Below are 19792 nucleotides of genomic sequence, written 5' to 3'. Positions count from 1 at the left end.
GAGTAGCCAGGTGTCCCGTCCGGCGTAAAACCTCTCCCCCGCCCCGCCTTCGGCGTGGCGCTCCCCACGTAGGGAGGGGTTAAGTCTCGTAGCTCCGCAACAGTAGATTATTAAAAAAGAAACAATAATAAGAGCAGGAGTCGCACTGGTATGCCCAGCCTTGTTGCTGACTAACAAACACTTCTCCCGCGAAGCTACGAGCCCCCTCCCTATGTGGGGAGGGGGTGGTTTTGCCCTTGGCGAAACCGGGGGAGAGGTTTTACGCCGGACGGAACAGGAAATTTTATTTTACCCTTAATTGCACGCTACTAACATCCATATATGAATGCGTCAAATTCAGTAACGGCAGTTATAGTCACCTATCATTTTTTCTCTCCTACTTCTCCTCGAACAACAAGTTTATTTCCGGATCCAAAACTACTTTAGCAGGTTTGGCCGCTGCCGGCAATTCAAATGAGGAGGTAGTGGGTGTTACTTTCACTTGATGAACTGTTTGCTTTCCGCCGGCAGCTACCAGTCCTACTTCTAAAGGAAAGCTGAACTTGCTGTTGCCGGTTTGCTGAATAGTTAGAAGCACCTTGCCCCGCTCCCACTTCCAGGACGGATGGAGTTGCGGGATACCGGGAGTATACAGCCATTGGTGGAAAAACGCTTCGAGGCTGCGGCCCGCTACCGACTCGGCTACCCGCTGGAAATCCTTTGAGTCGGCATTGCCGCCCTGGTATTGCTGGTAATACTGTTGAATAGTGCGGTGAAAAGCCGAATCGCCTACTTCGTTGCGCAGCATGTGCAATACCCAAGAACCTTTTTGGTAGCTGTTGGCATTCAGCAGGTCCATCAGGTCCGAAACGCTGTCGACCACGGCACTTTTGGAAACGTGGCTGAAGCCGATGACTTTTTCCCGCGCCGCCTTCAGGCGCCGGTGAAAGGCCTCCCTGCCGTAACGGGCATCGAGGTAGATGTCGGTCATATAGGTGGCGAAGCCCTCGCTCAGCCACAGGTGGGCAAAGCTCCTTTCACTGGCCATGTTGCCGAACCACTGGTGGGCGATCTCGTGCGCCAGCAGCTCCTCCGACTCCCGGTTACCTGTAACGGAATTCTCGGCATAAAAAATGGCGCTGGCATTCTCCATACCGCCAAAGATGGTGGTGGACTGTACGTTGGCCAGCTTGCGAAAGGGATAGGGCCCGATATAATTGGAAAAAAAGTGCAGGATCGGCGTGGCCAGGGCATAATCGTAAAAGCCCTGCTGCCGGTTTTGCGGGTATACCCAGGCCGTTACCGGCACGGCCTCACTGCTGTCCAGGCGGCTGATGGCGAACTGCGCCGCCCCGATCACCATCACCTTCGTGGGAATGGGAATGTCTTCTTTCCAGTGGGTCAGGCGGCTGGTTTGATCCAGGTCGGTCTGCTCCTGGAGCAGGCCATTGGAAACCACCTGGTAACGCAAAGGGGCCGTGACCAGGAATTCCACGGACGCCTTGTCTTCGGGACGATCGTTGCAGGGGATCCACTGGTGCGCCCGGTTGGGCCAGTTGTCGGCAAAGAAGGTGCGGTCGCCGAACTTGTTTTTGGAAATTATCAGCCCGTCGGCCGGCGTGCCGCCGTACAGGATGCGAAAGGTTTGCAGCGCCGGACCACTGGGGCTTTTCAGGCGGATCAGCAGCTTGTTCTGCTCCTGCCGGAAGCCGGCGACCGTTTCGCCCTGCACGCTGTCCACCTTCATACCCTTGCCATCGGAACCTGTTTGCACCAGGTCCAGCGCCCATTCGGCCAGGGGCTGCCGGAACAGCACCTGCACCTCGGCCCGGCCGCGGATGCGGTCGTTCTGGTCACTTAATTCCAGCTGGAAGCGGTAATGCTGCACATCGACGGCCTGGGCATGCAGGAAGTTGCTGCTTAAAAAGACGAACAGGAAACAAGCGGTAGCCGTAATCGAACGCATGCAATTCTTTTAAACAGGTTACAGTTTCTCGAGCATTTCCACCACTTTTTCCCGTCGCAGGATCAGGTAGCCAATGCGGTCATTGCTGACGCCCTCCTTCAACTGGTAGCTGAACTGGAGCTGGTCTTCGGTGACAGCGGTCTCGAAATACTTGAACGAAATATTGGGATACTGTTTGAGGTCTTCGGAGATCTCGTACAGGTGGGTGCTGAGCACAAACACCGAGTTGCGGATCTTGATCAGGCCCCGGATCACCGCCAGCGAGCACTTCATGGCGTCCTGCACATTGGTACCCTTGAACAGCTCGTCGATCAGGACCAGCCATTTTTTACCGTCGTTGATCTTGTAGATGGTGTTCTTGATCCGCTGCACCTCGTTGAAAAAATAGCTCTCGCCCCGGGCGATGTTGTCGGCCACGTTGATGTTGCTCAACAGGCCGTCGAACAGCGTCAGCTGCATTTTTTTGGCCGGTACGCCCATGCCCATATGCGCCAGGAAAACCGACGAACCCAGGGCCTTGATCAGCGTGCTTTTGCCCGCCATGTTGGCCCCGGTCAGGAACAGGAAGTTCTGGTCCTGGTGCATCACCAGGTCGTAGGCCACGGGATGCTGCAACAGCACGTGGTACAGGCCTTCAGCCCGGATGTAGGGCTGGTCGCTTTCAATGAATTCGGGGAAGTGCAGGTCGTAGGTCCGCACCGCCATCGCCATGGAATACCAGGCGTCGAAGCGCGAATAGATGTCGATCATCTCCAGCGTATCGGTCTTGTGCTCCTCTTTCAGGCTGCGGGCATAAAAAAGGTTCTGGGCACTGTCGAACTTCGCATCGGGCGGGGTGGCCGCCAGGTTTTTGATGCCTTCCGCCTCCAGGATGTTGCTGATGCGGTCGATGTAAAAGCGGATCTGCGCCGGCAGGTCCGCCGAAGAGAACAGCTCCGCCAGCTTTTTCATGCCGCGGTAAAAGTCGGCAAAGTGCTTCACCGAGTATTTTACCATCGAGTAGTCGGCGGAATGAAACAGCTTGTACGAAAGCGTGTTGAACGCATTGAGACGATCCGAGATGGCATCGAGGTTGTACTCGAGGAACTTCTCCATCATGATGATGGTGCCGTTGGTGATCTCCGCCGGCCAGTCCTCGAGATGATCGATCAGGGTACGGATAATGGTTTGCGTTCCCAGGATGCGCTTCAGGTCGGCATGCGGCTCGGTGAAGAAGCGTTTCAGCCACTCCTTGCCGCCTACCGTCCGGGTGAAATTGAGTTTATGAAAAATCGAAAACTCCTCCTCCTGGTGAAAGACGGAAATATCGTTAAAGGTGATCTTGTCAATTTGCATAAACGCCTCAATTACGGTCAAACTGCAGCCGCTGCCCTTTCACGGATTCGTCGAACTGGCCGGCACCGCCGTCCTGTGCGTACACCATCCGTCCGTTGACGAAGGTATGTGTGACGGCCGCCGGGAAGGTTTCGCCTTCGAAGGGGCTCCAGTTGCACTTCGACAGCAGGTTCTCCTTGCGCACTTTGGTGCGGCCGTCCAGGTCCACGATCACCAGGTCGGCAAAATAGCCTTCGCGGATGTAGCCGCGGTCCTTGATACGGAAGCAGTCGGCCACGGCATGGCTCATTTTTTCCACTACCTTTTCCAGGGAGATCCGGCCCTCCTGCACATACTGCAGCATCAGCAGCAACGAGTGCTGTACCAGCGGGATGCCGGCATGCGCTTTTTCGTAGGGCTCGTTCTTTTCTTCCCACGCATGCGGCGCATGGTCGGTGGCGATCACGTCCAGGCGGTCGTCGAGCAGGCCTTCCCAGAGGGCCTCGCGGTTGAAGGGCGCCTTGATGGCGGGGTTGCACTTGATCAGGTTGCCCTTGGCGGCATAATCCTCCGAGGTGAAGTGCAGGTGGTGCACGCAGACTTCGGCGGTGATGCGCTTTTCCTTCAGCGGCAGCAGGTTGCCGAACAGCTGCAGCTCTTTGGCCGTGGTGATGTGCAGGATATGCAGGCGGGTATCGTGCTTCTTCGCCAGCTGCACCGCCCGGAAGGAGGATTCGAAGCACACTTCCTCGTCGCGGATGATGGGGTGGTGTGCCGCGGTCAGTCCCTTGCCTTCAGCCTTTACCCGTTCGAGGTTGGCCTTGATCAGGGCTTCGTCCTCGCAGTGGGTGGCAATGAGCAGCTCGGTGCCCGCGAATATTTTATCGAGGGTGAGGTAGTTGTCCACGAGCAGGTTGCCGGTAGACGACCCCATGAAGATCTTGATGCCGCAGACCTCGTTCTTCTTGTCGTTGGTGCGGAGCACTTCGTCGAGGTTGTCGTTGGAGGTGCCCATGAAGAACGAATAGTTGGCCAGCGAGCTGCGCGAAGCGATGCCGTACTTTTCCTCCAGCAGTTCCTGCGTGAATACGGGCGGCGAGGTGTTGGGCATTTCCATGAAGGAAGTAGTGCCGCCGGCCACGGCCGCTTTCGACTCGGTATAGATGGTGGCCTTGTGGGTCAGTCCCGGCTCGCGGAAATGCACCTGGTCGTCGATGACGCCGGGCAGCAGGAACTTGCCTTCGCCGTCGATCTCGTGCACGTAACCGGTAACCGAAATGTTTGGCCCGATTCTTTCAATCCGTCCGTCCGCGATGAGAACGTCAGCCGTTTGGGTGCTGCCCTCGTTGACCACCTGAATATTCTTTATCAGATATTTTTCCATACTTTGTTTCTTAAATTCTGTTGCATGCAATATAAACAAACCGTGGTAAGGCTGCTTATTTTACTGCTACCGCTGGGTATAAAAGCACAAACCACCTACCTGCCGCAGGGGGCCAAGGAGCACCTCCTTATCGAGCGCCTGGAGATCCGGGCCGGCAGGGATTCGGTGCTCAACTTCTCCAAAACAAAGCCTTACAGCCGGAAAGAGTTTATTTCCCGCCTCGGCCGCATCGATTCGTCGCTGCTGGTTTCCGCCACCGACCGCTACAACTGGTACAGCGCCATGGCCGGCAGCCTGGAGTGGGCCACCGGCAACCGCTCCGATTATTTGAGCAAGCGTCCCTGGGGCAAACATTTTTACGAAACACCCGCCAACCTGTACGAAGCGAATTCGGAGGATTTCTTCCTGGCCATCAACCCGGTGCTCCAGGTGGCGGCCGGCAAGGAAAAGGATGGGAACGGCACCCTGTATCAAAACAGCCGCGGCCTCAGCCTGCGCGGGCGCATCGCCAACAAGATCGGCTTCTCGGCCTACCTGACCGAAAACCAGGAACGCGACCCGCTCTACGTGCGCCAGTGGGTAACGGAACACGAAGCCGTGCCGGGACAAGGCTACTATAAAAGCTTTAAAACGACCGGCTACGACTACTTCGACGCCCGCGGCTACCTGACCTTCAATGCCGCCAAATACATCGACATCGCCTTTGGCTACGACCGCAACTTTATCGGCAGCGGCCACCGCAGCCTGTTCCTGAGCGACTTTTCGAACAACGCCCTCTTCCTGAAGCTCAATACCCGCATCTGGAAATTCAACTACCAGAACCTGTTCATGGAGCTTACCCCCACCGAGCGACGCGGCGCCGACCGCCTGCTGGGCAAGAAATACGCCGCCCTGCACCACCTGGACATCGGCGTTACCCGCTGGCTGAACATCGGCCTGTTTGAAGGCGTGATCTTCGGCCGCAAGGACCATTTCGACTTTACGTACCTGAACCCCATTATTTTTTACCGCTCGGTGGAACAGCAGAACGGCAGCGACGACAATGCCCTGGCGGGCCTCGACTTCAAAGCCAACGTGGCGCATCGCCTGCAGTTCTACGGCCAGCTGCTGCTCGACGAATTCAAGCTGAAGGAGATCCGGGACAACCGCGGCTGGTGGGCCAACAAATGGGGCATCCAGCTCGGTGGCAAATACATTGACGCCTTCGGGGTGAAGAACCTCGACCTGCAGGCCGAAATGAACCGGGTGCGTCCCTTCACCTATTCGCACGACGACTCGCTGACGAATTTTACCCATTACAACCAGCCGCTGGCGCATCCCCTGGGCGCCAACTTCCAGGAGCTGATCGGCATCGCCCGCTACCAGCCGGCGCCCAAATGGCTGGTGCAGGCCAAAGCCATCATTTACAAACAGGGACGGGACTCCACGGCAAGGCCCGCCACTTCCTTCGGCGGCAACATCTTTTTGCCCAACACGCCCCCCTACCGCAAAAGCGATTACGGCTACAACGTAGGCACGGGCATCGGGACCAATGTCGCCCTGGCCTCCTTCCTGCTGTCGTACGAGCTGAAGCAGAACCTGTTTCTCGAGGCCAATGCCATCGTGCGGAAAGAGAAAGCGGAGAACAAGGCAACGGCCGCCAACACCCTCATTTTCTCCGCCGGCCTGCGCTGGAACATGCACAGAAGAGAGTTTGATTTTTAAGAGACAGGAATAAAGAATTTGCGGTTTACCAATTACGATTTCACCGGTACGTACCTGGAAAAAATCGTAATTCGTAAACCGCAAATCATTAATAGCTTACCGGGCCTTACCTTCGGCCGATGAACTGGATCCTTCTGATCATCGCCGGCTTCTTTGAAGCGGGCTTTGCCACCTGCCTGGGCAAGGCAAGGGAAACTACGGGTACTACCGCTCTCCTCTGGTGGACAGGCTTCCTGGTTTCGCTTACCGTGAGCATGTACCTGCTGTACAAGGCCACGCAGACCATCCCTATCGGCACGGCCTACGCCGTGTGGACCGGTATCGGCGCCGTAGGAACCGTTCTGGCAGGCATCTTCCTGTTCCAGGAACCGGCCAGCTTCTGGCGGCTGTTTTTCCTGTCTACCCTTATTGCTTCTATTATTGGTTTGAAGTTCGTGGCGAACGCGTAAAGAGAGAAGGTTTGTGGTTGCCGGAGCAACCACAAACTACCAATTTATTAACCTTCCAGGTGGATGGAGAAGATGATCATCCGGGACTGGATGCGGTCGAGCACGCTGGAATATTTAAGGCTTTCGTCGCGGCTGTGGATATTATTGATCCCCCGGCTGATCTTGATCTCGGGAGAGAAAATGAAACTGGGAAAATAGAAGTTCAGGCCCATGCCGGCTTCAATGCCGCGGTCGAACTTATTGATCTTTACCAGGTCTTCCGACTTGCGGGCGCGGGCATTGGAAGCCAGGTCGAAGTCGAACTTGCCGCCGCCGAACACATATGCCCGGAAATTGCCGATGCGGTCGGAATTAAATTTTAAATTGACCGGGAAGGTGACGATGGTCGATTCGATGCGTTTATCCACATTCGTTCCCTGCAGGTCGTTTTCGGCATAGCGAAGTTTATAGTTAATCGTGCGGTCGGCAAAAATGATCTGGGGGTTGAAGCGGGCTTCCAGGCGGCCCACCAGCTTCAGGGTACCTACCAGTCCCAGGGCAAAGGCCGGGGAGTTGAGGGGCTCGGCCACCATCACGCTGTCCTGCTGTAAAAAAGAGGAATGGTGCTCCAGGTCAAAGCGGGCGGAAGCGGCCGATAAGGTGATCCCGAAATAATAAGGCTTATTGTCGTGGTCCTCCTGGTGCAGGATCCGCTCCTGGGCACGCAGGGAGGAAAGCGACAGGACGGTGCCGAACAGGAGCAGGGAAGCATGAACTAGTTTCGGGGTTTTCTTCCGCAATAAATACAACATATACCAAGGCTTAGGGGTTTAAAGTAGGTTTCGGAATAGCCGACTTGACGGAGGACCTCCACAAATTGTTGCCGGTCAGGAAAGGCTTTTGCCGATTCATTAAGGTACTGGTAGGCCTGCTTGTTCTGGCGGAACAGTTTCGCCAGTTGTGGGGCGATCCATCCCATGTAGAAGTTATACAGTCCCCGGATGATTCCGGCTTTGGGTTTACTGAATTCCAGCACCACCAGCTTTGCACCGGGCCGCATGACGCGCAGAATTTCGCCCAATCCCTGTTGCAGGTGCTCAAAATTCCGGACGCCAAAAGCTACCGTTACTGCATCAAACGTGTTATCGGCAAATTTTATTGTTTCGCTGTCGCCGTCCAGCAGCTCGATCTTTTCCCCCAATCCTTCCTGCGCTACTTTCTTACGCCCTATTTCCAGCATGCCGGGCGAGATATCGATGCCGGTGACTTTGTGGGGGCGCAGCATCCGGCAGGCCCGGATGGCCATATCGCCGGTACCGGTAGCCACATCCAGCAGGTGCTGCGGATGCTCGGACGCCAACTGCTTGATGGCCTTGATCCGCCAGCTTACATCAATACCCGCGCTGAGGAAGCGGTTCATAAAATCGTAGCGGCCGGCAATGCGGTCGAACATGCTGCTTACCTGCTGCTTCTTGCCCTCTTCACCCGCAAAGGGCTTTATGCTGTCGTGCGGAAATTGCGTCATAAGGGCGCAAAAGTACAAGTTTACGAGTAAGTTCCTGAGTTCCTAAGTTCCTGAGTTTCTGAGTTGGCGTACCTCCGGAGCATAGAAACTCAGGAACTTAGGAACTTAGGAACTCAGGAACTTACTTGTAAACTCGTAAACTGATACTTTTGCCCCATGGAAATCATTCAAGCCGAGTACCTCATCAGCAGTCCCTCCGTTGACAAGTGTCCCAGCCCGGACCGCCCGGAATATGCTTTTATCGGCCGCAGCAACGTGGGCAAGTCCTCCGTGATCAATATGTTGACGCAAAAAAAGGAGCTGGCGAAAATTTCTTCTTCGCCCGGGAAAACGCAGATGATCAACCACTTCGTGGCTACCTCATCGGACAGGAAGGACTGGTACCTGGTGGATCTGCCGGGCTACGGCTATGCCAAGGTATCGCAGAACCAGCGGAAAAGCTGGCAGAAAATGATCGAGGGCTACATCCGCCAGCGGGAGAACCTGGGCACGCTGTTCGTGCTGATCGACAGCCGCCTGGAACCCCAGCGGCTGGACCTGGAGTTCATTGACCAGCTGGGCGAATGGCAGGTACCCTTCGCACTGATCTTTACCAAAGCCGATAAAAGCACCCAGCGCGAAACCGCGGCCAACGTAAACCGCTTCCTCAACGCCATGCGGGAAAACTGGGAGTTCCTGCCCCCCCACTTTGTCACTTCAGCAGTCAAACATACCGGCGGCAAAAAAGTGCTCCAGTACATCGCCCTGCTGAACGCACAATTTGACGAACACAACAAAGCCAAGTAAGGGAGCCTTATTTCGGGCAGGGACAAAGCGGTCCCTGAAGAGCTTTTACGGGAAAGACGCAACTTTCCCCGGCTCTTTGCAGCAGCCCATAACCCTGCTTATACCCTATTCATCGGAAGATCAGTTACAGGCCTTGTCGGCGCAGCAACTGCTGGCAAACGCTTCCGGCTTCGCCTTGAAGGCAAAGCCCATCCCCAGGATATAGCCCATGGCCTCCTTGAGGGCGTCGTTGCTTTTGAAATTGGGATTGGTATTGATGTCGGCATGCACCTCCATGTCGACATTGTATAAAGTAAAAAGATTGCATAGTTCGTATGCAATCTCTATACTTTTGGCCACCTCCACCAGCATGCGTTCCTTGATGGTATACCGCTGGGTGGTCTTTTCGTTGTGGAGGAACATAAAACCGCCGTGTCCCTCCCGTAAGAAAACCACTACCGTGGCAAATTCCGTATCGGGTCCTTTCACCTGCGAGTCGGTGCCGATGCATACTTTCAACCTGTAGCCAGCTGCAGTCTCCCGTTTTATGGCGTTCTCTACCGCGTGGTAGATCGGAAGACCCAGGGGCTCGCCGTTAAATTTTCTCCAACGCATAAAAAGATGTTTCTGTAAGTTACCGAAAAACTCAGCGAGATAAAAGGGGCGCGATTAATTAATTATCAACAATATACGCAGATGAGGGCGCTCATCGGCCTCCCCGGGGCGGTGTTCATACGCAAAAAGGCCCGGCACCTACCGGTCCGGGCCTTCCCTATTTTCGATTTCCGGGCGTTAATACATGCCCGAGCTCAACATTACCAGGGTGCAACCAATGACCGGCTCAATGCCCTGTTCTTTGGACCGCCGGATCAGCTCGTCGTTCTCGGTGCCGGGGTTGAAAATGATCCGTTTGGGTTTGAGCTCCAATATATAGTCATAATATTCCCGTTGGTTCATGGGATTGAGGTAGAGCGTAATCGTATCCACGTGGTTGGTCGGTACGTGGTCGGTTTCAATAGCGGTATTGCCGATCGTTCCGCGCCTTTTGCCAATGGCCACTACCGGGTGTTGGTAGGCTTCCAGTTTTTTTACGGCTAAATAACTGTAGCGGGTCGGATTGTCCGAAGCACCCAGTACCACCGTTTTTTTTCCGTTTGACATAGTCCTCGAATTTTTCTCATTCAGCTTGCAAAGGGCATGCCTTAAAAAGGCTTTCCATGTGTTTTCCGGATAACGGCCCGGGCCAGGAAGGGAAAAGTGCGGAAGAAGCGGACAAAGCCATTGCTCAGGCGGGGCGAACCGAAAAAGCGCTGCAACAGGCGCCCGGCCTGCATGCGGGCCGAAAAGGCCGCCTGCCAATCTGCCCGGTACCCCTGTTCCATGGCCGCCCGGCTGATGCGCTGCTGTAAAAACCGGCGCATCCAGGCGGCTGCCAGTTTGCTGCTGTGCAGTGCCATGCTCATGCCATTACCGCAGAGCGGGGTGATCAGGCCGGCCGTATCCCCCACCATTAGCACCCCCTCCTCCACCAGCGTTTTTTTCTGAAAGCTCACCTGCGAGATCGTGACCGGGAAGCCCCCCACCACCTGGCTCTGCGCAAATACTTCCCTCAACGCCGGGTTTTGGAACAGGATCTCCTGCTCCATGCGGGGAATAGCGTTCCCGCTGCGCCGGAGGTTTTGCGCCGTGGTGAGGTAGCACAGGCAGCAGGTATCGCCTTCCACCCGGGAAATGCCGCAGTAGCCGTCGCTGAAGTTGTGCAGGCCGATCCGGTGGGCGGGCCAGCCGGAGCGCACATGGTATTTGACGGCAATGTAATGGTCCCTTTGCGGACGGGCTTTCTGCACAAAGGCTCGCTTCCATTTCAGGTCGAGGTTGCCGCGCTTGCCCCAGGCGCCGCCGCAAAGGGTGGCCTGCACCTCCTTCAGCCCGGGCTGCTGCCTCGAGCTGAGCTGCAGGCAAAAGCCCCCTTCCCTCCTTTCCACCTGCTCTACCCTCGTTTCTTCCAGCACCTCCACCCCCACTGCCCGGGCCCGGGCCACCAGCAAATGGTCGATGGTGTACCGGCTGATGCCGAAGCCGCCCAGCGGCAGCTCCGTGGTAAAGGCCGTACCATCGGGCGCCGTCAGCTCCAGCTCGTGGATCCGTGGCAGCTGCAGGGAAGCCAGCGGCAGGCCCAGCCCCTCCAGGAAGCCCCAGGCCTCCATGCTGATGTATTCGCCGCACACCTTGTGGAAGGGATATTTTTCCTTTTCCAGCAGCACCACCGAATGCCCGGCCCCGGCCAGCTGAATGGCCAGCGAAAGGCCGGCAAGGCCGCCGCCGATAACTGCAACGTCGAACTTCAAAGTTTACGAGTTTACGGGTTTACGAGTTTACGGGTTCGTTCCAGAACTAGTTCCTGAGTTCCTGAGTTGGGCGTTCGCCTGTTTATCCGTTCATATGTTGGGTTTAGGGGTCATTGTTCCAAGCTATTTATTTAATCCTATTTTTTGCAACTGACCAACCAGCGGAAGGCCCATTGCCAGCGGCATTGGTAGGAAGAGATGCCGGCCCCGGCAAAGTAATCCGCCCAGTCTTCTTTGCAAAAGCCCCGTTTTACGGATAGGGGCGCATCGTTCTTTACCAGGTAGCTTTTCGAAAAAAGCCGTGTAAGAAGCTTTATGGAATAATAAGCCAGGGGATGGCGGTGCAGGTCGTTGATAAAAAAGCCCCATCGGCTGTTCCGGTGCATCCATTTCAGCATCACTCCCAGTTCGCCGTCGGTAAAATGATGGCAGAACAGGGAAGAGAACAGCAGGTGCGGCTGAGGGGTAAAGTCAGCCTCTTTATAATCGGCACAAATAAAATGGATCCCCTTGTTTACTGGCTTTTGACGGGCAAAGGCAATACATTCAGGGTTGATGTCGACGCCGGTCAATTGTACTTTTATGCCCTTTCGTTCCGCCCATCGCCGGATAGCCTGCAGGTTGTCCCCTCCCCCACAGCCGATTTCGGCAATGTGCACCTCCTGGTCCATTGACCGCTGCCGCACCAGTTCCTCCACTCCTCTTACCGTTATGGCATGCCCGCCCAAATACCGGTTGATCACCTCCAGCTCCCGCATATTGCGTCCAATATCTTCAAACGGAATATCATCCCGATCAAGCAACTCTTTCTGATATGACCGCTTTTGAAAAGACATACTGGAAAATAGGAAACTTATTAAGAACCACCCAACCCAGGAACTCAGGAACGGAACTTGTGAACTCGTGAACTTGTAAACGCCTCAGAAGCTTCCCGCCGTAAACGTTTCCACCGTGAGCCCCGGTCCGAAGGCGGCGCCGAAGACTTTCTGGTTGCCCGTTTTGGCGTGCAGCATTTTTTTGAGGACGAACAGGATGGTCGCCGACGACATGTTGCCGTAGTCGCCCAGCACCTCGTAGCAGTCCTGCAGGCGGCCGGGCTGCAGGCGCATGCTCAGTTCCACCGCCTCCAGGATGCGCTTGCCGCCGGGATGGATGCACCAGTGGGAGATGCTGTCGGCTTCCAGTCCGCTCTGCGCCAGGGAGCGCTGCACGATGGGGGCAAAATCCGCTTCGATCAGGTCCGGCACATAGTTGCTCAGCGTCATCAGGAAACCCGAGGAAGAAAGCTCCCAGGCCATGTCGCGCTTGCCCTTGGGCACTACTTCGGAATAAAAGTTCCGCAGGTGCAGGCCCGGGATCGCGTCCTCGTCGTGGGTCACCAGCACGGCGGCCGACCCGTCGCCGAAGAGCAGGGCCGAGGCGATGTTGTCCATAGTGGCTTCGCGCTGGAAATGAAGGGTGCACAGCTCGGTACAGACCACCAGCACCCGGGCGCCTTTTGACCGGCAGAGGGCGTCGGCCAGCTTCAGCGCATGCAGGGCGGCATAGCAGCCCATGAAGTTCACCGAGGTGCGGAAGATGTCTTTTTTCAGCTCCATCAGCTCCATCACCTGCAGGTCCAGGCCCGGGGCGCTCATGCCCGTGCAGCTGACGGTGATCAGGTGGGTGATGTCGTGGTGGTGGCATACATTATCCAGGCAGCTGCGGATGGCGTCCACCGACAGCAGGGGTGCCTGTTTGTTGTAGACCGTCATGCGCTGCTCCAGCGAGGGAAAAGGGTCGAGGTTCTCGGTCTGCGGGTAAAACTTCCACTCGTGGATGATGTGGCTGTAATCGGAGATCACGGAATAACGCTGACGGATACCGCTTTTTTGGTAGAGAAAGCGCAGCTTTCTTTTCTCCGCCTCCCCGGGAGCATAAACGTTCTGCATGAACTGCAGGATGTCGGTCTGCCGGTGGCAATAGGCGGGGACGGCGGTTCCTATCGATACGATCTTGCTCACTACCTGGTTATTAGTAAGGTGGAAAAAAAGGCAAGCGTGCACAGGGTGGAGACAACGTTCATGCGCAGACTATTTTTAAAGTCCGCCGCCGCTTCGTTGCGCCACACCAGCACCATCCAGTAACAAAAAAACAGTACCACCGGGAAGGTAAGGGCGGTGAACAAATAGAAGTTGCCCCTTTCGTGGCGCCCCTGGAAAAGCAGGTAGAGGCAGACGTTCGCCAGCAGGAACAGGGCGGCGCTGAACACGAAGGTGCCCCTTTTTCCCAGCAGGCAGCTAAGCGTCAGCACGCCATCGGCGCGGTCTTCCTCGTGCTGGTAGATCTGCGTCAGCGGGTAGAGGGCGCCGATCAGCAGGGAGGAGATCAGGCAGGGCAGCCAGGGCACCGACAGGGGCTGCGCCGGGTGGCAGCCATGGTAGGTGATGAAAAAGATGACCGCGCCCTGGAAGACAAATACGGTCAGGAAGCCAAGGACCGGGTATTGTTTCAGGCGGATCCTCCGGTAGCTATACGCCCGGGAGGCGATAATGTAGAACAATATACCCACGGCAAAGAGCGGGCTGATCGTGAACGAAAGCAACAGCGCCGCCGCATCCATGAGCACGGTAGTGGTAAACAACTGGCGGGTGGGCAGCAGGGGCTTTTCCAGGCCGCCGATAGGCGACTGGTCGCGGTCCATGTACGAGTTGTAACCGTTGCTGGCCGGGTACACCAGGAAGTGCAGGATGCAAAAGGCCAGGGCTGCATGCCGCCAGTCGATGGCGGGCAGCTGGCTCAGGGCGAACACGTACACGGGCAGCAGGAAGAGCGAAAAGTGAAAGCGCAGGAGTTGCAGGGTGGAACGATGCAGCATGGTGGAGGCTTTTATAAAGGACGCACCGGGTCCGGGCCGGGGAGATCAATGGGGCAAATGAGTCAAAGGCCTCCTGACGCACAACACGGGGAACCACCGGCCTGAAAGAGCAACGATCCTGAAGGGCAGGGCCCGCTTCCCTAGCGGCGGAACCGCGAGATCAGGAAGATGATCAGGCCGACCACCAGGATGATGACGATGAAAGCGCTGTAAAAGCCGGCTTTGAAAATTCCTTCCACCAGTTGGCAGGAAGTAAGCGTCATTGCCAGGGCAAACAGCAAGATCCAGACAGAAGTAAGCGGTTTCATGAGCTTCAATTTCCTAAGGAGGAAGCAAATGCTTTGCCGGAATAGCGGGAGCGTTTGCGCGGAGTCGCTATTGGGCGGGGAGCAGTACGTTGAAGGTGGCGCCGGTGCCCGGTTCGCTTTCGGCCCAGATGTGGCCGTGGTGGTGCTCCACCACTTTGCGGGCGATGGACAGGCCCACCCCCGACCCTTTGTATTCCTCGCTGCCGTGCAGGCGGGTAAATACGTTGAAAATGCGTTCGGCATCGTCCTGGTTGAAGCCGATACCGTTGTCCTTTACCTGGATCAGGTGAAACTGCCGGGTCGCATCTTCCCCGCTCAGGAGCAGGGGCGTTTCACTGCCCCGGACCCGCCGCGAAGTGATCCGGATGTCCGGGCAGATCCCCGGGCGGCAGTATTTCAGGGCGTTGCTGATCAGGTTTTGAAACAGTTGCTGCAGGCGCCGCTTGTTGCCGATGACGACAGGCAGGGGTTCGACGGTGATGTGGGCGCCCTTTTCCATGATCTCCAGCTCCAGGTCCTCCAGCACCCGCTTTACTTTGACGTTCAGGTCCACCCGGTCTTCCAGGACCATGCCTTTGCTCATATGCGAGTACAGCAGCAGGTCTTCGATCAGGTTGGCCATTCGCTTGGTGGCCTGCTGCATGCGCTCGAACAGGCGGCGGTCCTCGTCTTCCAGCCGTGCATCCAGGCGGCCCAGCAGCCGGTCGGTAAAAAAATGGATCTTGCGGATCGGCTCTTTCAGGTCGTGGGAGGCGGCATAGGCAAATTCTTCCAGGTTGGTGTTCGACCGGCGCAGTTCGGTGTTCAGCTTTTCCAGGTCCAGGGTCCGTTCCTGCACCTTGCGCTCCAGTTCCTCCTCCATGTGTTTGGTTTCGGTGATGTCCAGCACGAATTCCACGCACTCGTGCTCGCTGAGTCGCTTGCCGGCAAAAAGGCCCCACCAGCGCGAGCCGTCGGGGCGGATGTACTGCTTTTCGTAAGGAGTGTTCTGCCAGCGGGTCTCGAACTCTTCTTTGGACTTCAGCGTGACCTCCATGAATTCCGGCGGGGTCAGCTGGCGCCAGTCCACCCGGCCGCTGGTAAAATCTTCCCGGGAATAGCCGCTCATCCGCTGGAAGGCTTCATTGGCATCGTGGATGCCCCCTTTCAGGTCGAAGTAGATCACGCCGACGGTTTCAATGGAAACGGCTTTCTTCAGCCGTTCCTCCGATTCCCGCAGGGCTTCCTCCGCCTGCTTGCGCCGGGTAACGTCGGTCAGGAACACGCCCACCCTGCGGCTGCCGGCGCCGCCCACCCGGAAGGCATATACCTCGAACCAGCGGCCCATCCCTCTTGACTCGGCCACAAACCGCTGCGGCTCGCCCGTTGCCGCCACGTTGCCGTAGCTTTTCAACCAATGCTCCTCTACCACCGGCACCAGTTCGCGTACCGTTTTCCCCGTGGGGTTGTGCAGGCCCGTTTGCTTTTCAAAAACCGAGTTGACCTCCAGGTAGCGGAAGTCCGCAGGGGTGTCGCCGCCTTCAAAGAGCAGTTCCAGCAGGCAGAAGCCCTCGTCGATGGCTTCGAACAGGCTGCGGTACTTTTCCTCGCTTTCCTGGATCCGCTGGCGGGCCTCCACCTGTTCGGTCACTTCGTGCGACAGGGTAAATACGCCCACCGGCTTTTCGCTTCCTTCCTCGTAATAAGGTTGGTAGGCCAGGTTAAAATAAAGCCGTTTCTGCTGGCCGTTCCGCAGCGTCACCACGATCGGCCGTTCCCGGGCATAATAGGGCCGGCCGGTCGTGCGCACCTGGTCAAACAGCTCCAGGACGCCCTGTTCCTCCAGTTCCGGGATCGCCTCCAGGAGCGGTTTGCCCACGATATCGCCGGATTTTCCCCAGAGCCGTAGCGCCTCCGCATTGGCCATTTCCAGCACATAATGCTCTCCCTTGAGCAACCCTACGATGATAGGTGCCTGCATGAACAGGCTCAATACTTTTTCCATGCTCCGGATCTGGGTAGCCCGCTGCTCTTCCTTGATCTTCGCCGTCACGTCCTGGACGGCATGGACCAGGTACAGCACCTCGCCGGTTTCGGAAAGGATCGGTTCGTTCACGGCCGACCAGTAGCGCTCTTCGTATTCCCCGTTGCCGCCGGTGATATCGTACCGCTGCACGGGCAGGCGGTGGGGTTCTTTGTGGGAGCCGGCATATTCCAGGGAGGCGCGGACCGTTTTTTCACTGATCTTTTCCGGGTCGGCGGGGTCGTTGGGAAAGACTTCAAACAATCCTTTTCCTACCATGTCGCTCCGGCTGCGGCCGGTGGCCAGGAGGTACCCGTCGCTGACGGCAATGACCGTAAACAAAGGCCCGTCCGGCAACAGCAGCACGTTGTTGCCGGGCAGGGATGTGAAAAAAGCCTTTATGTCCACCATATGGTCTTGCAAAGCGCGGGATTTCAAAGATGACAAGCGAAGAGAACCAATTTACGACTACTTCCTTAAACTTCCACACCTTACTTTAACATAAGAAATACCACTTATTAAGCAACCATAAACAGAAGGGGATCCTAATTTTGCGCACCTCAATTGATTTTAATGTTTCGAAATGATACCAAACAAACGGCGCAGGGCTTTGCGCTGGTGATCGTAGCGGCAGTATGCTGGGGTTTGTCGGGTGCCTTTGGCCAGTTCCTGTTTGAAAACAGGGGTGTTAATACCGAATGGCTGGTGACCGTTCGCTTGCTGCTCTCGGGCCTGATCTTGTTAACGGTAAGCAGCGCCGGCGCTTCCCAATCCATCTGGAGTATTTGGAAAAACAAAGCCGATGCGGGGCAGTTGGTACTCTTCAGCCTTTTGGGCATGCTGGCAGTCCAGTACACTTATTTTGCCGCCATTAGGGCCTCCAATGCCGCCACGGCTACGGTCTTGCAATACCTCGGCCCCGTGCTCATTTCCGCCTACCTGGCCGTGTACCACCGCCGGTGGCCCCGGCCGGCCGAGGGGCTGGCGATCCTGCTGGCGGTAACGGGCACGTTTCTCCTGGTGACGCACGGCAGCTTCGGCACCCTCCAGATCTCGGGCGTGGCCCTGTTCTGGGGGCTGGCCTCCGCGGTGACCCTGGCGTTTTATACCCTGCAGCCCATAAAATTACTCCACCGCTACCCGGCCACGCTGGTTACCGGCTGGGGCATGTTGCTGGGCGGGCTGGCCTTCAGCCTCGTACATGCGCCCTGGAAGGTGGAAGGCCAGTGGGACCGCTACACGTTCCTGTTCACGGCCTTTATCATCCTCTTTGCCTCCGTCATGGCCTTCTGCGCCTACCTGTTGGCGGTGAAGCGCATCGGCGCCCAGAAAAGCAGCCTGCTGGCTTCCGTAGAACCCCTTTCCGCAGCGCTGATCGCCGTGGCCTGGCTGGAGGTGCCCTTTGAAGCCATTGACTGGGTGGGCTGCCTGTGCATCGTGGCCACCATCATCCTGCTGGCCGTACCAAGAAAACAAAAGATACCGGCGGCTCACTCCACCAAACAGGAACCCGTCCACGCGGTAAGCCCCAAAACCGCTGACGCCCAGGTAGCCTGACGGCCTGCTGCCGGGTGGGTAAAATGCTGAATAATCTTTATATTTAAGCTTCACCTAAGCCCGCCTGTTATGCTTGTCCGAACTTTTGGAAGTGCCGTTTACGGCGTGGAAGCCATTACCATAACCATCGAAGTGAACTGGATGGCCACGGGCTTCGGCTCTACCATCGTGGGGCTTCCCGACAGCGCCGTGCAGGAAAGCATGCAGCGGGTGGAAAGCACCTTCAAGACCAACAACTTCCAAATGCCCCGCACCCGCTTCGTGGTGAACATGGCCCCCGCCGACATCAAGAAAAGCGGCAGCTCCTTTGACCTGCCCATTGCCGTGGGCCTGCTGGCCGCCACCGAGCAGATCAGCAACATCGCCCCGCTGGAGCAGTACGTGATCATGGGCGAACTAAGCCTCGACGGCAGCCTCCGTCCCATCAAGGGCGCCCTGCCCATCGCCATCCAGGCCCGCCGCGAAGGGTTTAAGGGATTGATCCTGCCCATGGCCAATGCCCGCGAAGCCGGCATCGTCAACAACCTCGAAGTTTATGGCGTCAACCACCTCAACGAGCTGGTCGACTTTTTCGAGAGCGGGGAAAAAAGCATGGAACCTATAGAAGTGGATACCCGCGAAGAATTCTTTCATTCGCAATACGATTTCGACATTGATTTCTCGGATGTAAAAGGGCAGGACAATATCAAGCGGGCCCTGGAGATCGCCGCTGCCGGTGGGCACAACGCCATTTTGATCGGTCCGCCCGGAGCGGGCAAGACCATGCTGGCCAAACGGCTGCCCACCATCCTGCCGCCGCTGACCCTGCAGGAGGCGCTCGAAACCACCAAGATTCACTCGGTGGCCGGCAAGCTGCCGGAGAATGCCACGCTGATCTCCCGAAGGCCGTTTCGTTCGCCGCATCATACCATAAGTGATGTGGCGCTAGTCGGAGGGGGCGGGCTGCCCCAGCCGGGTGAAATCTCCCTGGCGCACAACGGCGTGCTCTTCCTCGACGAGCTGCCCGAATTCAAGCGGACGGTGCTGGAAGTGATGCGCCAGCCCATGGAAGAACGGCGGGTGACCATCAGCCGTGCCCGCGTAGCCCTCGATTTCCCGGCCTCCTTCATGCTGATCGCCTCCATGAACCCCTGCCCCTGCGGCTACTACAACCACCCCGACCGCGAATGCACCTGTGCCCCCGGCTCGGTGCAGAAATACCTCAACAAGGTTTCCGGTCCCCTGCTCGACCGCATCGACCTGCACGTGGAGGTCACCCCGGTGCCGTTCGGGGAACTTTCCCTGCAAAAAGCGGAAAAGGGCTCCCGCGACATCCGCGAAGGGGTCATCCGGGCCCGCGAAAAGCAGGCCGAACGCTACAAGGAACATCCCGGCATCTACTGCAACGCCCAGATCAGCAGCAGGCTACTGCGCCAATTCTGCCCCCTGGACACCGCCTGCCACAGCAAGCTGAAAACCGCCATGGAAAAGCTGAACCTTTCCGCCCGGGCCTACGACCGCATCCTCAAGGTCTCCCGCACCATCGCCGACCTGGCCGACAGCGAAAACATCACCGTGGAACACCTGGCCGAAGCCATCCAGTACCGTAGTTTGGACCGGGCGGCGTGGGCGGGATAAACGTTAAGTTCCTGAGTTCCTGAGAGGGGAGTTTACGA

18 protein-coding genes are annotated in these 19792 nt (G+C 57.0%); 5 read left to right on the top strand and 13 right to left on the bottom strand.

Annotated elements, in window-relative coordinates; genetic code table 11:
* Nucleotides 1-376 precede the first annotated feature (376 nt).
* From V9K67_RS03090 to V9K67_RS03080, 3 genes are read right to left on the bottom strand one after another with little or no spacing between them, the layout of a single operon-like run.
* Entirely contained in the window at nt 377-1945 is a 1569-nt protein-coding gene (locus tag V9K67_RS03090; RefSeq protein WP_336720000.1) for a M1 family metallopeptidase, read from the bottom strand.
* An 18-nt stretch (nt 1946-1963) separates the two neighbouring features.
* Entirely contained in the window at nt 1964-3280 is a 1317-nt protein-coding gene (locus V9K67_RS03085; protein ID WP_336719997.1) for a MutS-related protein, read from the bottom strand.
* A 7-nt stretch (nt 3281-3287) separates the two neighbouring features.
* Nucleotides 3288-4643 (bottom strand): dihydroorotase, encoded by a 1356-nt coding sequence (locus V9K67_RS03080; RefSeq protein ID WP_336719996.1) that lies wholly within the window; start codon nt 4641-4643, stop codon nt 3288-3290.
* Nucleotides 4644-4667: 24 nt separating this feature from the next.
* Here V9K67_RS03080 and V9K67_RS03075 point away from each other — a divergent pair, with 24 nt between their 5' ends.
* Both V9K67_RS03075 and V9K67_RS03070 read left to right on the top strand, forming a co-directional pair.
* On the top strand, nt 4668-6347 hold the full coding sequence (locus V9K67_RS03075; RefSeq protein ID WP_336719995.1) for a hypothetical protein: 1680 nt from the start codon (nt 4668-4670) through the stop codon (nt 6345-6347).
* A gap of 119 nt (nt 6348-6466) precedes the next feature.
* Nucleotides 6467-6796 (top strand): DMT family transporter, encoded by a 330-nt coding sequence (locus tag V9K67_RS03070; RefSeq protein WP_336719994.1) that lies wholly within the window; start codon nt 6467-6469, stop codon nt 6794-6796.
* Between the two features lie 47 nt (nt 6797-6843).
* Here the strand turns inward: V9K67_RS03070 and porT are convergent, their stop codons facing one another.
* Complete coding sequence (porT, locus tag V9K67_RS03065; RefSeq protein WP_336719992.1) at nt 6844-7587, bottom strand: type IX secretion/gliding motility protein PorT/SprT; 744 nt, start codon at nt 7585-7587, stop codon at nt 6844-6846.
* Nucleotides 7551-8300 carry a bifunctional demethylmenaquinone methyltransferase/2-methoxy-6-polyprenyl-1,4-benzoquinol methylase UbiE gene (gene ubiE / locus V9K67_RS03060; RefSeq protein ID WP_336719991.1) on the bottom strand — a complete coding sequence of 250 codons (750 nt, stop codon included), beginning with the start codon at nt 8298-8300 and terminating at the stop codon, nt 7551-7553. Before ubiE ends, porT begins: the two co-directional genes overlap by 37 nt.
* A 156-nt stretch (nt 8301-8456) precedes the next feature.
* Here ubiE and yihA point away from each other — a divergent pair, with 156 nt between their 5' ends.
* A complete protein-coding gene (yihA, locus tag V9K67_RS03055; RefSeq protein ID WP_336719988.1) occupies nt 8457-9086 on the top strand; it encodes a ribosome biogenesis GTP-binding protein YihA/YsxC in 630 nt (209 codons plus the stop codon).
* A gap of 120 nt (nt 9087-9206) precedes the next feature.
* Here yihA and V9K67_RS03050 read toward each other — a convergent pair whose 3' ends face one another.
* The 8 genes from V9K67_RS03050 to V9K67_RS03015 form a co-directional block, all read right to left on the bottom strand.
* Nucleotides 9207-9680, bottom strand: coding sequence for a ribonuclease H-like YkuK family protein (locus V9K67_RS03050; protein ID WP_336719985.1), 474 nt, complete (start codon nt 9678-9680; stop codon nt 9207-9209).
* A 177-nt stretch (nt 9681-9857) separates the two neighbouring features.
* The gene (locus V9K67_RS03045; protein WP_336719984.1) at nt 9858-10226 is read right to left on the bottom strand and encodes a CoA-binding protein; all 369 of its coding nucleotides are present in this window, start codon (nt 10224-10226) and stop codon (nt 9858-9860) included.
* A gap of 41 nt (nt 10227-10267) precedes the next feature.
* A complete protein-coding gene (locus V9K67_RS03040; protein ID WP_336719983.1) occupies nt 10268-11413 on the bottom strand; it encodes an NAD(P)/FAD-dependent oxidoreductase in 1146 nt (381 codons plus the stop codon).
* Between the two features lie 137 nt (nt 11414-11550).
* On the bottom strand, nt 11551-12171 hold the full coding sequence (locus V9K67_RS03035) for a methyltransferase domain-containing protein (protein WP_336719982.1): 621 nt from the start codon (nt 12169-12171) through the stop codon (nt 11551-11553).
* 162 nt (nt 12172-12333) lie between these two features.
* Nucleotides 12334-13416, bottom strand: a complete 1083-nt coding sequence (locus tag V9K67_RS03030; RefSeq protein WP_336719980.1) for a type III polyketide synthase — start codon at nt 13414-13416, stop codon at nt 12334-12336.
* A complete protein-coding gene (locus V9K67_RS03025; protein ID WP_336719978.1) occupies nt 13416-14270 on the bottom strand; it encodes a UbiA family prenyltransferase in 855 nt (284 codons plus the stop codon). Before V9K67_RS03025 ends, V9K67_RS03030 begins: the two co-directional genes overlap by 1 nt.
* A 140-nt stretch (nt 14271-14410) precedes the next feature.
* Nucleotides 14411-14578 carry a phosphatidate cytidylyltransferase gene (locus tag V9K67_RS03020; protein ID WP_336719976.1) on the bottom strand — a complete coding sequence of 56 codons (168 nt, stop codon included), beginning with the start codon at nt 14576-14578 and terminating at the stop codon, nt 14411-14413.
* A 67-nt stretch (nt 14579-14645) separates the two neighbouring features.
* Nucleotides 14646-17003: a PAS domain S-box protein gene (locus V9K67_RS03015; protein WP_336719974.1), complete on the bottom strand. Its 2358-nt coding sequence runs from the start codon at nt 17001-17003 to the stop codon at nt 14646-14648.
* Between the two features lie 150 nt (nt 17004-17153).
* Here V9K67_RS03015 and V9K67_RS03010 point away from each other — a divergent pair, with 150 nt between their 5' ends.
* The gene (locus V9K67_RS03010) at nt 17154-18137 is read left to right on the top strand and encodes a DMT family transporter (RefSeq protein ID WP_336719973.1); all 984 of its coding nucleotides are present in this window, start codon (nt 17154-17156) and stop codon (nt 18135-18137) included.
* A 69-nt stretch (nt 18138-18206) separates the two neighbouring features.
* Nucleotides 18207-19754, top strand: a complete 1548-nt coding sequence (locus V9K67_RS03005; RefSeq protein ID WP_336719972.1) for a YifB family Mg chelatase-like AAA ATPase — start codon at nt 18207-18209, stop codon at nt 19752-19754.
* Nucleotides 19755-19792 lie beyond the last annotated feature (38 nt).

The organism is Huijunlia imazamoxiresistens (genome assembly GCF_037132455.1).
Lineage (GTDB): Bacteria > Bacteroidota > Bacteroidia > Chitinophagales > Chitinophagaceae > Flavisolibacter > Flavisolibacter imazamoxiresistens.
Note: the sequence above shows the minus strand (reverse complement) of the source record. Positions and strands in the feature narration are given on the sequence as shown.